General features: G+C 53.3%; 16 protein-coding genes. 8 read left to right on the top strand and 8 right to left on the bottom strand.

Annotated features, from left to right (window positions below):
- Positions 1-436 (top strand): SMC-Scp complex subunit ScpB (gene scpB / locus VEI96_00685; protein ID HXX56497.1); only part of this gene is annotated, 436 nt, incomplete at its 5' end.
- A gap of 244 nt (positions 437-680) precedes the next feature.
- Positions 681-1,841, top strand: coding sequence for a LysM peptidoglycan-binding domain-containing protein (locus VEI96_00680; GenBank protein HXX56496.1), 1,161 nt, complete (start codon positions 681-683; stop codon positions 1,839-1,841).
- On the opposite strand, the gene VEI96_00675 is transcribed toward VEI96_00680, so the two are convergent.
- Positions 1,838-1,981 (bottom strand): hypothetical protein, encoded by a 144-nt coding sequence (locus VEI96_00675; protein ID HXX56495.1) that lies wholly within the window; start codon positions 1,979-1,981, stop codon positions 1,838-1,840. The two genes, VEI96_00680 and VEI96_00675, sit on opposite strands and share 4 nt — an antisense overlap.
- Positions 1,982-2,075: 94 nt before the next feature.
- On the opposite strand from VEI96_00675, the gene lysA reads away from it, so the two are divergent.
- From lysA to dapA, 3 genes are all read left to right on the top strand, one after another.
- A complete protein-coding gene (gene lysA, locus VEI96_00670) occupies positions 2,076-3,329 on the top strand; it encodes a diaminopimelate decarboxylase (GenBank protein HXX56494.1) in 1,254 nt (417 codons plus the stop codon).
- 6 nt (positions 3,330-3,335) lie between these two features.
- Positions 3,336-4,187 (top strand): diaminopimelate epimerase, encoded by an 852-nt coding sequence (gene dapF, locus VEI96_00665; protein ID HXX56493.1) that lies wholly within the window; start codon positions 3,336-3,338, stop codon positions 4,185-4,187.
- Positions 4,188-4,272: 85 nt separating this feature from the next.
- Complete coding sequence (dapA, locus tag VEI96_00660) at positions 4,273-5,145, top strand: 4-hydroxy-tetrahydrodipicolinate synthase (GenBank protein HXX56492.1); 873 nt, start codon at positions 4,273-4,275, stop codon at positions 5,143-5,145.
- A gap of 28 nt (positions 5,146-5,173) precedes the next feature.
- Here the strand turns inward: dapA and nth are convergent, their stop codons facing one another.
- From nth to VEI96_00645, 3 genes are all read right to left on the bottom strand, one after another.
- Positions 5,174-5,830 carry an endonuclease III gene (gene nth / locus VEI96_00655; GenBank protein ID HXX56491.1) on the bottom strand — a complete coding sequence of 219 codons (657 nt, stop codon included), beginning with the start codon at positions 5,828-5,830 and terminating at the stop codon, positions 5,174-5,176.
- A 95-nt stretch (positions 5,831-5,925) separates the two neighbouring features.
- Positions 5,926-6,117 carry a ferredoxin gene (locus VEI96_00650; protein HXX56490.1) on the bottom strand — a complete coding sequence of 64 codons (192 nt, stop codon included), beginning with the start codon at positions 6,115-6,117 and terminating at the stop codon, positions 5,926-5,928.
- The gene (locus VEI96_00645; protein HXX56489.1) at positions 6,114-7,058 is read right to left on the bottom strand and encodes a hypothetical protein; all 945 of its coding nucleotides are present in this window, start codon (positions 7,056-7,058) and stop codon (positions 6,114-6,116) included. Before VEI96_00645 ends, VEI96_00650 begins: the two co-directional genes overlap by 4 nt.
- Before the next feature lie 115 nt (positions 7,059-7,173).
- Between VEI96_00645 and rpsT the strand changes: the two genes are divergently transcribed.
- Positions 7,174-7,470 carry a 30S ribosomal protein S20 gene (gene rpsT / locus VEI96_00640; protein ID HXX56488.1) on the top strand — a complete coding sequence of 99 codons (297 nt, stop codon included), beginning with the start codon at positions 7,174-7,176 and terminating at the stop codon, positions 7,468-7,470.
- Here the strand turns inward: rpsT and holA are convergent.
- Genes holA through VEI96_00620 form a run of 4 tightly spaced genes read right to left on the bottom strand, consistent with a single transcriptional unit; the run spans position 7,451 to position 12,439 of the window.
- Positions 7,451-8,335 carry a DNA polymerase III subunit delta gene (gene holA / locus VEI96_00635; protein HXX56487.1) on the bottom strand — a complete coding sequence of 295 codons (885 nt, stop codon included), beginning with the start codon at positions 8,333-8,335 and terminating at the stop codon, positions 7,451-7,453. The two genes, rpsT and holA, sit on opposite strands and share 20 nt — an antisense overlap.
- Positions 8,332-8,883 carry an LPS assembly lipoprotein LptE gene (gene lptE, locus VEI96_00630; GenBank protein ID HXX56486.1) on the bottom strand — a complete coding sequence of 184 codons (552 nt, stop codon included), beginning with the start codon at positions 8,881-8,883 and terminating at the stop codon, positions 8,332-8,334. Before lptE ends, holA begins: the two co-directional genes overlap by 4 nt.
- A complete protein-coding gene (leuS, locus tag VEI96_00625) occupies positions 8,880-11,435 on the bottom strand; it encodes a leucine--tRNA ligase (GenBank protein ID HXX56485.1) in 2,556 nt (851 codons plus the stop codon). The genes lptE and leuS overlap by 4 nt, the downstream gene beginning before the upstream one ends.
- Positions 11,436-11,482: 47 nt before the next feature.
- Complete coding sequence (locus tag VEI96_00620; GenBank protein ID HXX56484.1) at positions 11,483-12,439, bottom strand: Clp1/GlmU family protein; 957 nt, start codon at positions 12,437-12,439, stop codon at positions 11,483-11,485.
- A 98-nt stretch (positions 12,440-12,537) separates the two neighbouring features.
- On the opposite strand from VEI96_00620, the gene rtcA reads away from it, so the two are divergent.
- Positions 12,538-13,584: an RNA 3'-terminal phosphate cyclase gene (gene rtcA / locus VEI96_00615; protein HXX56483.1), complete on the top strand. Its 1,047-nt coding sequence runs from the start codon at positions 12,538-12,540 to the stop codon at positions 13,582-13,584.
- A 127-nt stretch (positions 13,585-13,711) separates the two neighbouring features.
- A partial coding sequence (locus VEI96_00610) for a hypothetical protein (protein ID HXX56482.1) occupies positions 13,712-14,294 on the top strand: 583 nt, incomplete at its 3' end.

Raw genomic sequence — 14,294 nt, 5'->3', positions numbered from 1 at the left:
GGATGAACCTGAAATCAAAGGGCTCATGGAGGAACTCATCAGCGAGTACAGGAACAGGGACGGCGGGATGTTGATAACCGAAATAGCGAACGGGTATCAGATGGTCACCAATATCCGTTTTGCTCCGTGGATCAGAAAACTGAAAGGTTCGCAGGCCTCGTCCAAACTCTCGATGGCGGCCCTCGAGACGCTCGCGATCATCGCTTACAAGCAGCCGATCATAAAGGCCGAAGTCGAACAGATCCGGGGCGTCAATTCAGACGGCGTTGTGAAGACCCTCATCGAGAGAAGACTGATCAGGATCATGGGGAGAAAAGAGGCGCCGGGCAAACCCTTGCTTTACGGCACGACAAGGGAGTTTCTCCAATACTTCGGCCTGAAAGATTTGACAGAGCTCCCGACCCTCAAAGATTTGGCGAGGGAGGAAGCGTTCTGATGAGAAGAAATGACGGACGCCGCGACCGCCCTTTTTTTCTCAGGGGTGCACCATCGATTGTCCCGTATGAGATGCCCTTGACGAATCCGATTGACATCGTGCGTCTCACCGATATGACAATTAGAGTCAAAAGAGAATCTTCTCGCAGACCCTTGCCCGACTCTTTCCTTAAGAAATCAGGAAGTTCTAAAAACGCTCTCCGTGGTATGAAATCTGCTTCCTCAATCCAAGGGAGGAAGGGAATTTGAAACAGGTTCGCAACAGTAATGGACCACTCATGGTGAAGGCATTTTCTTTCTTCCTTATCTGTCTCGCACTCCTCACGATGGCTCCTTATGCGGTATACGGGGATACAACATATACCGTCAAGAAGGGAGACAGCCTCCATAAACTCTCAAAGACCTTTAAGGTCGATGTCGACAAAATCAAAGAAGCAAACGGGATAGAGTCAGATCGACTCACGCCCGGCATGAAGATAACCGTTCCGACAAAGGAGGCATCCCGGAAAAAGCATAGGGAGATTTCGAAGAGTCTCGCCCCCCGGTCAGGCGCTGATAAGGGGCAGGCCGCTGCAGAGGAAAACGATACCCGCGACGGTCTGTACCATATCGTGAAGAAAGGCGACTCCCTCGGCTCGATATCGAAGAAATACGCGATATCAGTGAGTGAACTGAGGGAGTTGAACTCTATAAAGAAATCTGGTCGCCTAAAAACAGGGCAGCAACTCATCGTCAAGAAAACAGGACCGAGAACCTATACGGTCAAAAAAGGCGATACCATGCTGAAGATAGCAAAAAAACTCGATGTGAGTCCCGAATACCTTATGGTCCTCAATGACCTCGAATCGGAGGAACTGAGCCCCGGCCAGAAACTTCTCCTCGAAGAATGGACGGCCGAGCCAGGAGAAATAGCCCCCTATTCGCCGATACTCTCTCAAGCGAAAATTACCGATGATATCAAGACGCTCTCCGAATCGCCGGAGTTGAGTTTACTGAATCTGAAGGAACGGGTGATCCTGTTTGCGCATAAGATGCTGAATATCCCGTACCGTTTTGGGGGGAGCACCTTTATGGGGATAGATTGTTCCGGCTATGTGCAGAAGGTCTTTAGTTTCCTCAACATGCCGCTCCCGAGGACCGCGCGGGAACAGTTCAGAGTGGGAGAACCTGTCAGGAAAGAGGACCTCTCGATGGGCGATCTCGTCTTTTTCAGAACCTATGCCTCCTTTCCGTCCCATGTCGGAATCTATCTCGGCAACAACCTCTTTATCCATGCGTCCTCACGGGGGAAAAAGGTCACCATAGACAGTCTCGAGACGCCTTACTATTTCAGGAGGTTTATCGGCGCGAAGAGACTCCTCAACGAAGAACCGGCTATAAAGCCTCAGCCGGAAACTGACGGCTAAAGGCCGCGCGCATTCCTCTCGAGTCTTTCTCCCGTCTTCTCCTGATCGGAAGTTCTGACGAGACCCCTCAAGCTCTTTGCGGTGTTCCTGCGCATGAGATAGCCGTTACAGCCTGTACCCCTTCCGTCTTCACTGTCCATGTCCGAGAAGAGCCCTGTTATTGTCCCTCCTTAACCTTTTGTTATATAATACTCAATCCGTTAAAGCAGAATATTTGAGAGCGGAGAATTGTTTATGCATTCCTTTAGATACAAACACGGTGAACTATACGCCGAAGACGTCCCCGTCACGGAGATCATCAAGGAGTACGGGACGCCGCTCTTTATCTATAGCCACACAACGCTTCGCAGACATGTTCAGGCATATCACGACGCCTTCGACCATCTTCCCCATATCGTCTGTTTTGCGCTGAAGGCGAATTCGAATGCCGCGGTATTGCGGCTCATCGCAGAGCACGGCGGCGGAGCCGACGCTGTCTCCGGCGGTGAGATATTCAGGGCGCTTAAGGCGGGGATACCTTCCAAAAAGATCGTGTATGCCGGTGTCGGGAAGACCGAGGAAGAGATCCGCTACGCCCTGAAATCGGGGATACTCATGTTCAATGTGGAGTCGAGAAACGAACTCTCCGAAATAGACAGGATAGCAGGAACCCTGAAGATGAAGGCGCCAATCGCGCTCAGGGTAAACCCTGATATAGACCCGCAGACCCATCCCTACATTTCGACGGGGCTGAAAGAGCACAAATTCGGAATCCCGATAACAAAGGCGCTCGAGTATTATAGGCTTGCCCATACCCTCCGGAATATCGAAATTATCGGTATCCACAAGCATATCGGCTCTCAGATTACGAAAATCTCTCCCTTCGTAGATGCCCTGAAGAAGACCCTCATCCTCGTCGATGAGTTACAGGACAACGGGATTCCGATACGATATCTCGACATCGGCGGCGGGCTCGGCATTACCTACAGAAACGAAGAACCCCCGATGCCTCGCGACCTCGCGAGACATATCCTGCCGATGCTGAAGGGGAGGAACCTCACCCTCATCCTCGAGCCCGGAAGGTCGATCGTCGGCAACGCGGGTATCCTCGTCTCCCGGGTGCTCTATCTCAAGGAGAGGCCCGATAAGACCTTTGTGATCGTGGATGCGGGGATGAACGACCTCATGAGGCCGTCCCTGTATAACGCCTATCATCACATACAGCCCGTGACAAAGACGAGGAGAAAGACGATATCGGCCGATGTCGTGGGACCAATCTGTGAATCCGGTGATTTTCTCGCCCGCGACAGGGAACTGCCCTCTCTGAGACAGGGGGAGTATATCGCCGTGATGTCGGCAGGCGCCTACGGATTCTCGATGAGTTCGCGCTATAACAGCAGACCGCTTGCGGCAGAGGTTATGGTGAAGGGCAGCGCGTGTTCGCTCGTCCGGGAGAGAGAGACCTACCGTGATCTCATACGGGGTGAGAGTATCCCGGACTTTATCTGAGGTTCGATGAAACTGTCCTTTACGAAAATGCACGGTCTGGGGAATGATTTTATCCTCATCGATTGCAGGGAATTCAATCCCCCGGATGTCACGGGCCTCGCGACGAGGCTCTGTCACAGAAGACTCGGGGTCGGCGCCGATCAACTCCTCCTCCTCTATCCCTCGCGGACCGCTGATTTCAAGATGCGTATCATCAATGCCGACGGCAGCGAGGTCGAGATGTGCGGCAACGGGATCAGGTGTTTCGCAAAGTTTATCTGGGATCGCGGGCTCTCCCGCAAGAAGACCATCTCGATAGAGACACTCGCGGGCATCATAAGACCGGAGAGGCGCGACAGCCTTATCAGAGTCAACATGGGTGAGCCGATTCTCGAGCCCCGCAGGGTCCCGGTAGCCTTAAGTCCTAACGAGACCGGTCATGAGCACGAGAAAGGCATCATAGACTATCCCCTCGTAATCGATGATTCCCGGTTCTCGATCACCTGCGTATCGATGGGCAACCCTCACGCTGTCATTGTCATTGACAACGTTTCGACCTTCCCGGTAGCTTACTTCGGTCCGATGATAGAGAACCACCACATCTTCCCCAACAGGACGAACGTGGAATTCATCGAAATCATAAACCCCTCCGAGATAAAGATGCGGGTCTGGGAGAGGGGGGCCGGGGAGACGATGGCCTGCGGCACGGGTGCCTCTGCGGCCGCTGTCGCTTCCCATCTCAAGGGACTGACGGGAAAGGATGTTACTATTCATCTTATCGGAGGCGACCTTCTCGTCGAATGGTTCTCAGACAACCATGTCTACATGACCGGGCCGGCCGTGGAAGTCTTCAGCGGAGAGTTCAACCTTGACTCATGACGCATCGGCAGGGGACATCGGTTACCATGAAGGCGAGCTTGTATAGGTATCATAACCCGTTCATTCTTGCGGTAAGGAGGAGCATATGTTCAAAGGATCTATCGTAGCGATCGTCACACCCTTCAAGAAAGGAAAGGTCGATGAGAAGGCCCTCGGCGAACTCATCGAATGGCACATAGCGAGCGGCACAAATGCGATAGTGCCCTGTGGCACAACGGGAGAATCGGCGACGCTCGATTACGATGAACACTATCGGGTCATCGAGATAACCATCAATGCTGCCAGCAAGAGAATACCGGTCATAGCGGGCACGGGGGCAAACGCCACGGATGAAACGATCATGATTACGAAGAAGGCGAAGTCGCTTGGTGCGGACGGGGCACTCCTCGTATCGCCCTATTACAACAAGCCGACCCAGGAAGGACTCTACCGGCACTACAAGGCCGTGGCAGATGCCGTCGATATCCCGATCGTTCTCTACAACGTGCCGGGAAGAACCGCCGTAAACGTCCTGCCCCAGACGGTAGCGAGGCTTGCCGAGGTTAAGAATATCGTTGCCATCAAAGAGGCGACTGGCGACATGAAACAGGTGAGCGAAGTCATCAGATTGTGTGGGGAGAGGATCTCCGTCATCTCCGGCGACGACTTTACCACCCTCCCTCTCCTTGCCCTCGGAGGGAAAGGGGTGATCTCCGTATCTGCGAATGTAGCACCGCGTGAAGTCTCTGACATGTGCAGATTCTGGCTCAAGGGCGACTATGACAAGGCGAGGTCACTTCACTTCAGGCTCGAGCCGATCAACTCGGCAATGTTCATCGAGACGAACCCTATTCCGGCAAAAACCGCCTTGGCCATGATGGGGAAGATAAAGGAAGAATTCCGCCTTCCTCTCTGCGAGATGTCAGAGGCGAACAGGGAAAAACTCAAGAAGACCCTGAAGGAATTCGGTCTGATCTAGGAGAGATTTTTCCCTCTCGGAAGAGGAATTATCGGCTTCTGGTGACGCCGGCCTTTGCACAAAAGCCCTCGATGTCGCATCTCGTGCAAAAGGGGGAAAGGGGCTTGCAGATCTGCTGACCGAATGCTACGAGGAGCCCGTTTATCTCTTTCCAGTATCTTCTCGGGAGTTTTCCCCGAAGCGCGAATTCGGTTTCTTTCGGTGATCTCGTCTTCACGTATCCCCATCTGTTCGTGATTCTATGGACATGGGTATCGACGCAGATTCCGTCCTTGTTGAAACCGAGAGTGATTACGAGGTTTGCCGTCTTCCTGCCGACGCCTTTTAACTTTAGGAGTTCGTCGATGCTGTCCGGGACTCTTCCGTCGTAGTCACGCATTATTGTCCCGCTCAGGGCCTTTATCGTCTTCGCCTTGACATTATAGAACCCTACCGGATAGATGGCGTTCCTAATCTTGTTCAGACTCAGTGAGGCCATAGCTTCAGGTTTCGACGCGAGGGCGAAGAGTCTCTCGGAGGCTACCCCGGTAGTTTTGTCCTGAGTCCTCAGGCTGAGGATACAGGAGACGAGTATCTTGAAAGGGTCCCTCTCGCGTGCCGCAACAACATCGAGCCAGGGCACGCTGAGATCGCTCACCTGTTTCTTGAGGAGAGGCCAGACCCTCTGGATGGCAAAATCACTCATCTCTCAGAAGAGAGCTTTTCGCCCCGATGCGAATCGCGAAAGGCCGGCTTGGTAGGAGAAGACGCATGCTGTCGCTTTGGGGTGATCGCCCTGCCCTACTCTTCGATGGTGATCGCGTCAACAGGGCAATTTTCCTCTGCCGCCTCGCAGCAGCCGACATACTCGCAGGCCTCCTCGTCTATCACCTCTGATTTGCCGATCTCTTCATTGAGGTGAAAGACCGCCGGGCATATCTCTTCGCATCTTCCGCATCCGATGCAGAGATCGATGTCGACGATAACCTTCATGCCGTCTCCTCAATAATCCCCGCCGCGAGGAGCGGGAGCATTATCTCATGATGCCCCGTCAGCGCATAGGATCTCCCCTTCTTCAGGGTCGGCCGTCTCAGTACGTTCTCCCTCGGCCGGTAATGCTGGATGAAATCCATATTCACCGTCGTGATCTCCTCGACCCTGTTGCCGAGGTTTCTCGCTATCGTCAGTGCCTTAAGGAAGACCTCAGGGAGAATAACCGCCGAACCGAGGTTCATGAAGACTCCTCCCTCCAGGTCACTGACTATCGATGCGAGCAATCTGAAGTCCGTCAGGCTCCCCTCGCCGATCATGGCACCGTCGGCCTGCGGATGCATATGGATGATGTCGGTCCCGAGCGCGACATGGACGGTGAGGGGGAGACCGAGTCTGAAGCCCTCGGAGAAGATACTCTTATCCCTGAACCTGTTTTTCGATTTAAAGATGTATTCCCCGACGGACCTTCCGATACCATAGCCTTTTGAGACGCCCCTGCGGATGGCGGCATTCAATTCTCTGCCCGTCTCTTTCGCCATGCCGAACCTTCCGGTGCAGAGTTCCGTCGCGACGTCCTCTGAAGTCCTCCCGGAAAGGGAGAGTTCGAAATCATGGATGATGCAGGCGCCGTTCGTCGAAATCCCGGTGATGATTCCCCTTTTCATCAAGTCGATGATGACCGGGGAGAGTCCGACCTTTATGGGGTGGGCTCCCATGCCGAGCAACACGGGCCTGTCATTCTTTCTCGCCCGGACAACAGCCCGGATTACCGCTTTCAGGTCGGAGGCAGCGAGAAAGGAGGGGAGTCCTTCGAGGAAGGCCCTGAACGAGCCGCCGCTCTCATGGGGGAGAGCGGCCGATTCGATCTCGACTCTGGACCTCCTTGAACAGAGGGGGTACGTCTTTATCTTCTTCAGCGAGACCGGCCTATAGCGTTTCATACAGGAGATTTTACCACAACGACGACGAAATGAAGAAGCGCGATTGATTTTCCCGGTGGGGTTATGCTATTTTAGTGCTCGCTCAGACGTATAAACCATCACAGAGGAGGATACTTTGGCCGGAAAATCAGCACCAAAAAAGAATCTCTCCGCACTGAAGAGAGACCGTCAGGCGGAAAAGAACAGGCTCCGTAATAAGGCCGTGAAGACGGCGATAAAGACGATCACAAAGAAGGTGGAGACCGCTGTTGCGAACAAGAACAGGGAAGAGCTCCAAAAGATATTTGCGGAAGCGACGAAGACCATCACGAAAGCTGCCTCAAAAGGCGTAATACACAGGAACACCGCTTCGAGAAAGGTATCCCGCCTCGCGAAGCTTGCCAACACCGTTTTCAAATCCGAAGTAGCCTGATAAGAAGGTATTCCATAGGAAAGGTCCCCCCCGACGTCTTTATGCGCAGGTCCGCTTCGTGGAGGAGACCGAAGACCCTGTCATAATAGCCCCTCTTCCCCTTATCCCGCTGAGACAGACGACTGTAGTGCCAGTTGATCGCGCCGAGGAGACTGTACGAGTCGGCGCTCTCCTGAAGGGCCTTCGCGATCCTGAAGACCCGTCCGGCGTCCCGATCCTTCACAGCGTCCACGAGGTCAAATACCGAATAGTCGTTGCCGCCGCTCACAATATCCACAATATCATCCTTGTTGATCGGATTCTTCCCTATGAGGATGAATTTTTCGAGTTCAGAGGAAATGAGTCCGACATCGGGTCCGATCAACCCGATGAGATAGTCCAGAGCTTCATCAGTCAGGACCAATCCCTTTTGTCGGGCCCTCTCCCTGATCCATGACGGGATATCCTGCTCCCGCATGTCGAGGGGTATCGCCTTGACCTTCTTCGTAAGCCCTGTAAACTGGGCCTTCGGTTTCCCCCGGTGAAGGAGAACGAGGACAGATGAAGGAGCCGGGTCAGCGATGTACCTTTCAAGCCCCTCCATCTCTTTCTTGCCGAGTTCCTGGACATTTTCGAGGATGACGGTCCTGCGGCCTCCCATGAAGGGCAACGTATTTACACTATCGATGACCTGGTCAAGAGACGGTCTTTCATCGATGCCGTCGAGGTCATAGACGGACAGGCCGAAACTTCTCTCCGCTTCGGGTATCGCCCCCGAGACCATGAAAGAGGCCTCTTTCAGAAGATAGCTCTCTTCGGAGTAAAGGAAATATACGGGTGCGCGCAGACCCTTTTCGATCTCCTGTATGAAATGCCTGATGCTCATGAGTATATTACCGAGGCGACAAGCTCCGTCGAAAAATCCCTCAACGCCTTTTCTATCGCCACTTCCTTTCGCGCCATGACAACGTTGAGACTGTCCGTACTCAGAAAGGAGACGATGAAGACCCCTCCTTTTGCTAGCGGCCTGACCTTGCCGGACGGCCCGACGAGTTTAAAATCTCCCCTGATGATCACCTCATATTCGACGGCAACACTGTTCTTCTCGGAAAGGACCCTCATCTGAAAGACATTAATTACCCCTTCTATCCGGTATTCGGAATTCTGAACCAGGGTAAATCCGTTCTTCATGAGTTCCTCAACGAGCGCCACCTGCATCCTGTCTTCCAGCTTCGGCTCGAAGGTCCTGTTCGCGATCTTCCCGAGGCTGACCGCCTGAAACGGAAGGTTTGCCTTGCCCTGTATCGAGTAGCCGCAAGAGACCAAACAAGAAGCCATGAGCAGAACGGAAAGCACTGTCCCAAAATAATGATACGACCCTTTCTCTCTCCTCACCCTGTATCCCATGCCTTCTCTTCCATGCGGTCTCTTCATATCACGATATTCACGAGCCTTCCCTTCACCACAAAGATCTTCTTCAGCGTCTTGCCCGAAAGGATCTCCCGCGTCCTCTCCTCTGCCAGCGTCCTCTCCTTAATCTCTTCGTCGGAAAGTCCTTGCGGGACCATGATCTTCGACCTCACCTTACCGTTGACCTGGATAACAAGCTCTATCTCCTCCTCACGCGCTATCTCTTCGTCCCATTCAGGCCAGCTCCTCCCGAACAAGTCCGGTTCATTGCCTATCGCGTCCCAGAGTTCCTCTGCGATGTGAGGAGCGAAAGGAGAGAGGAGCATGAGAATCGTCTCGACGGCATATCTGAATATCGCCCTGTCGTCGTCATCTTCTGCCTTGAAAGCGGAAAGTTCATTCACGAGTTCCATGAGGGCCGCGATCGCGGTGTTGAAATGGTATTCCCGCTCTATGTCAAGGGTCACCCGCTTTATCGTCTGATGCGTCTTCCGCAAGAGTTGTGAGGCAAGAGGCGACAGGCTCGCTGTCTGATGAATGTCGGCAACTTCGGATGAGCCCCCCTGCCCTTTTTCCGTCAGTTCCGGTCGGTTCCTGAAGACGATTCCCCAGACCCTGTTCAAAAACCGGTAAGCCCCTTCAACACCCCTGTCAGACCATTCGAGGTCTTTCTCAGGAGGGGCGGCAAAGAGGGAAAAGAGCCGCGCGGTATCAGCGCCGTATCTATTGATGAGATGGTCGGGGTCGACCACGTTCTTCTTCGACTTCGACATCTTTTCGACCCGGCCCCTTATGACATCCCTCCCGCAATGGAGGCACTTCCCGTCCTTCAGTTCCTCGGGGAAGAGCCAGTCGTGCTCGGGACATTTCAAGGTCTCCATGCATACCATCCCCTGAGTGAGGAGGTTCGTGAACGGCTCGTCGATATCGAGAATGCCGATGTCCCTCATGACGCGGGTGAAAAAACGGGAATAGAGAAGGTGAAGGACCGCGTGCTCCACACCGCCTATGTATTGATCCACCGGCATCCAGTAAGCGATGTTATCCCTCTTGAGGGCCTCTTCGTCCCTTCTCGAACAGTACCGCACATAATACCAGGATGAATCGACGAAGGTATCCATGGTGTCCGTCTCACGCCGCGCCCCGCCCCCGCACTTCGGACAATCTACTCTCAAAAATTCCTCCGAATCGAGGAGCGGAGATCCTCCCTGCCCGGTAAACTTCACCCCCTCGGGGAGGATGACCGGAAGGTCCTTCTCGTCCACAGGGACGATACCGCATTTTTCACAATAGATGATCGGAATCGGCGTGCCCCAGTATCTCTGCCGCGAGACGCCCCAGTCACGGAGTTTGTAGTTGATGACCCGTCTGCCGAGCCCGCGCCCTTCGATGTATTCTCCGATCTTCCTCTTCGCCTCCCCGCTCGGCAATCCGCTGAACTGGGCTGAGTTGATGAGAATCCCTTCGTCCTCAAAGGCCCCGGTAATCGGTTCAGGATTCGCCGATGCCTTATCCTCGGGAACGATTACTACGTTAATCGGAAGACCGTACTCTTTCGCAAAGTCAAAATCCCTCTGGTCATGAGCAGGCACCGACATGATGGCGCCTGTCCCGTATTCCATGAGCACGAAGTTCGCGACGTAGACAGGTATCTTTTCGTTGTTCATCGGGTTACGTGCGTAATGGCCGGTAAAGAAACCCACCTTTTCTTCTACGTTGCCGTACTTCGCTTTTATCCCATTCAATTTTTCCCTGTCTGTCACGAGTTTCTCCCAAAGGGGATGTCCCGGCGCGATGCAGACAAAGGTCACCCCCCAGAGGGTATCGGGCCTCGTCGTGAATATCCGCATCTTTTCATCCGTCCCCTCTATCGGAAAATCTACCTCAACGCCTTCGCTCTTGCCGATCCAGTTCTTCTGCATAGCCACGACATTCTCGGGCCAGCCCTTGAGTTTGTCGCATCCCACGAGCAGTTCATCGGCATACGCGGTGATCTTGAAGAACCACTGCTCGAGTTCTCGCTGGATCACCTCGTTGTCGCAGCGCCAGCACTTCCCGTCTATCACCTGCTCGTTGGCAAGAACCGTGGCGCAGGACCGGCACCAGTTCACGAATGAGGCCTTCTTATAGGCGAGCCCCTTTTCATACATCCTGAGGAAGAACCACTGGTTCCATCGGTAGTATTCCGGGGAGGAGGTCGTCACCTCCCTGTCCCAGTCGTAGCTGAGCCCCATGCGGTTTAGCTGTCTCCTCATGAAATCGATATTCTCATGAGTCCATTCTGCAGGATGTATTCCCTGTTTTATCGCCGCGTTCTCCGCGGGGAGGCCGAAAGAGTCCCACCCCATGGGATGGAGGACGTTGTACCCGCGCATGCGCTTGTACCTCGCGATGACATCCCCTATCGCATAATTCCGCACATGTCCCATATGGATCTTACCTGAAGGATAAGGGAACATCTCGAGACAATAGAATTTCTTTTGGGAAGTCTCCGTATCGGTTCTGTAAGGCTTTTTCTCGGACCAGTACGCCTGCCACTTCAACTCCACCCGCTGCGGCTCGTATCGCTCTTCCAAGATCTCTTACCTCCCGTGATAATCAGAAAAGTATACCATAAGGGTCTTCAGCAAGGCACGGGACTCGCATCTCTCAGTTCTCCGTCAGTCATGTCTATCTCCGTCTTACCCACAATAACTGCTGTAAACCGAGTACCATGTTTCAGAGGAGTGAGGACCTGCAAGGTTTCTCTGTCGGCATCGATTCCCTCGATGAAGCCTAGAGAGATATCCCTGTTATGCTCATTCCTGAAAGAAACGATCCTGTTCCTCATACGCGTTATGTCCCCTCTCAGGGGTCCACCGGTCATTCTTAGGGGGATATCCGCAGTACGAACCTCTATGACATCGGCACCGTGAAAATATGCAGCGATCTTCTCAAAGCGATAACAACCCCGCTGGGACGGACTTTTTGCCCCGATAAAATCGGGGACAGGGAGGCGACAGACCCGCGGGCGTCTTTGAAGAAGGAAGGGGTCGAGGATATGGTCCAATTCTCCGGAACGGTCAACGGCGAGGATGATGTCTGGACAGATGATATCCGCCTTATGCTGCTTCAGCAGACGGCCCGCTGGTTCCGCTATCAGGCCTGTCGTGTCGATAATTACTTTGTCGCAGGAAGACGCGGCCTTATCCGTCATCAGCTTCGCGCCGGTCACGGCAGGAAGGAGGCTGCCGAGGGGGGTGACGGTACCGGTGAAATAGAAGTCTTCGGTCATGACGCCGGACCAGCCTTCGAATCCTCCCCTCACTTTTCCCCAAGCCACGGTCGTGGGAGGGCCGATATGAGATTGTCCCATGTCGAGGTCTACAATGCCGACCGTTGAGTCCTTTGCGAGGGAGTGTGCCAAATGTTCGATGAGGGTCGTCTTGCCGGAATCGGAACCGCCTAAGATCATGATTATCTTATTCGCCGATTCGGTCAACTCACGGAGGACCGCCTTATCCCGAATGAAGTCTTCTAATGTCCCGGCCATAGCACCGTCATCGATAGAGTTCTCATCTTCGCCACCGAGCCTGCTCACGCACTCCTCATTCATTATACATACACATATTCCGTCCCGTGCAGAACATGCGGCCTGAAGTTCATGAACAACCCAAACGAAAAGTGATAGGATACATCATGGTCGAGATAGACGGCAGCCAAGGAGAAGGCGGCGGTCAGATACTCAGAACAGCCCTCGGTCTCTCCTGTCTCTTAGCAAAACCCTTCAGGATATTCAATATCAGAAAAGGCAGGGAGAGACCCGGGCTCATGCCCCAGCATCTCACAGCGGTCAGGGCTGCTCAGCTGATATCGAACGCCGAAGTAAGGGGTGACTCCAAAGGATCATCGGAGCTTCTCTTTTCACCGCGAGAGGTGAAGGCCGGAGACTTTTTCTTCGACACCGGTACTGCCGGCTCTGTCACCCTCGTTCTCCAGACGATCATACCCGCGCTTATTTCCGCAAAAAAGAGAACCACGGTCATCCTAAAAGGAGGGACCCACGTTCCCCTCAGTCCATCCTATCACTATATTGCGGGCGTCTTTGTCCCCATCCTGAGAAAACTCGGGGTCTCGATAAACGTATCCATAGAGTCTTACGGATTCTACCCGAAGGGCGGAGGGAAAATCAGAGTTGAAATCTCTCCTCCAAACGAGATTAAACCCCTGAGGGTCGCAGAAAGGGGAAAGGTCTTCGCGCTGCGGGGATATTCGGCTGTCGGGAATCTACCGCTTTCGATAGCGGAGAGACAACGGAACGCCATGGTCGAAAAGATCCATTCCGTGATCAAGGCCCCATCTTTTGATGAAAAGATCGAACTGCTCAATGTCTCTTCCTTTGGACAGGGAACGTTTATATACCTTCAGTCGGAATCGGAACATTCATCAGCTGGCTTCACAGCACTCGGCGCGAGGGGAAAGAGGGCCGAGAAAGTCGGAGAGGAGGCGGGAGCTGATTTCCTCGAATATTACGCTTCAGGCGCGGCCTTTGACCACCATCTCCCCGACCAGATAGTCCCATACCTTTCACTCTGCCGGGATGAATCGGAATTCACCACTTCTTCCATAACCTCCCATCTCATGACCAACCTCTGGGCCATCGGCCTGTTCCATGACTTCACGTATTCTGTCCAAGGCGAAGTTGGGAAGCCCGGAAGTGTTAGGATAAACCAACGGCCTGTATAATCAGAACTACGTACAAGTGTTCGTCTTGCGGGCTTTCATAAATTTCTTGTTTTGTGGCTCGAAGTCCGATAAGATTTCATTGAGGGGTCGATGTAATTCTGCAATGTTTCGGGCAAGGAGGAAATCAATGATTAAGAAGAGCGCCTTCATTGCGATGTTGCTTGTTGTCATGGGTTTTGGGTCTGCCTTTGCAGTCCAAATAGACTCTCTTGCTTCAGGCTCGGAGAGTGTATTGCCGCCAACTAGGGTCTTTGTTAATCCCAGTGGGTTGGGAGACGCGTTGATTTACGGGTATTACAATGTGAGGGACGCCAACCGTAAGAATATCTTTACAGTCATTAACACAAGTTCGTCATATGGTGTTAGGGCGAGGATAAGATTCAGGGAAGCGGCTGACATCAATACAGAGGACGGACTCTGCAACGGTGGGTGGGAGATTCTGAGCTTGGATATCTGCTTGAGCCCTAATGATGTTTGGAGCGGTGAAATTATCAGTGACGCTGACGGCGCTGCGCGACTCTTCTCGACAGACAACGATACGTTCACTCAGATGATTCCCGCGATGCCGTCTGATCCTAATCCTGCTGTCATATTCCCGACTATGTTCCCAAACGGGGTTGAGTTCAACTTCGGCAGTTCCAACCGTGACATCACCGCTGACCAGACACGTGAAGGCTTTTTTGAGGTGATAGCCATGAACAAGTTGGGTG

This window comes from Thermodesulfovibrionales bacterium, assembly GCA_035622735.1.
GTDB lineage: Bacteria > Nitrospirota > Thermodesulfovibrionia > Thermodesulfovibrionales > UBA9159 > DASPUT01.
The sequence above is the reverse complement of the archived record's forward strand: the minus strand, read 5'-3'. Positions and strand labels throughout refer to the sequence as shown.

What these genes read in the sequence shown, in the direction of transcription:
- VEI96_00650 (HXX56490.1), bottom strand. Translation starts at nt 6,117, where the DNA reads ATGAAGGTTATCGTCGACATCGATCTCTGCATCGGATGCGGAAGATGC.
- nth (HXX56491.1), bottom strand. Translation starts at nt 5,830, where the DNA reads ATGAGTGATTTTGCCATCCAGAGGGTCTGGCCTCTCCTCAAGAAACAG.
- dapA (HXX56492.1), top strand. Translation starts at nt 4,273, where the DNA reads ATGTTCAAAGGATCTATCGTAGCGATCGTCACACCCTTCAAGAAAGGA.
- VEI96_00675 (HXX56495.1), bottom strand. Translation starts at nt 1,981, where the DNA reads ATGGACAGTGAAGACGGAAGGGGTACAGGCTGTAACGGCTATCTCATG.
- rtcA (HXX56483.1), top strand. Translation starts at nt 12,538, where the DNA reads ATGGTCGAGATAGACGGCAGCCAAGGAGAAGGCGGCGGTCAGATACTC.
- holA (HXX56487.1), bottom strand. Translation starts at nt 8,335, where the DNA reads ATGAGCATCAGGCATTTCATACAGGAGATCGAAAAGGGTCTGCGCGCA.
- lysA (HXX56494.1), top strand. Translation starts at nt 2,076, where the DNA reads ATGCATTCCTTTAGATACAAACACGGTGAACTATACGCCGAAGACGTC.
- VEI96_00645 (HXX56489.1), bottom strand. Translation starts at nt 7,058, where the DNA reads ATGAAACGCTATAGGCCGGTCTCGCTGAAGAAGATAAAGACGTACCCC.
- dapF (HXX56493.1), top strand. Translation starts at nt 3,336, where the DNA reads ATGAAACTGTCCTTTACGAAAATGCACGGTCTGGGGAATGATTTTATC.
- lptE (HXX56486.1), bottom strand. Translation starts at nt 8,883, where the DNA reads ATGAAGAGACCGCATGGAAGAGAAGGCATGGGATACAGGGTGAGGAGA.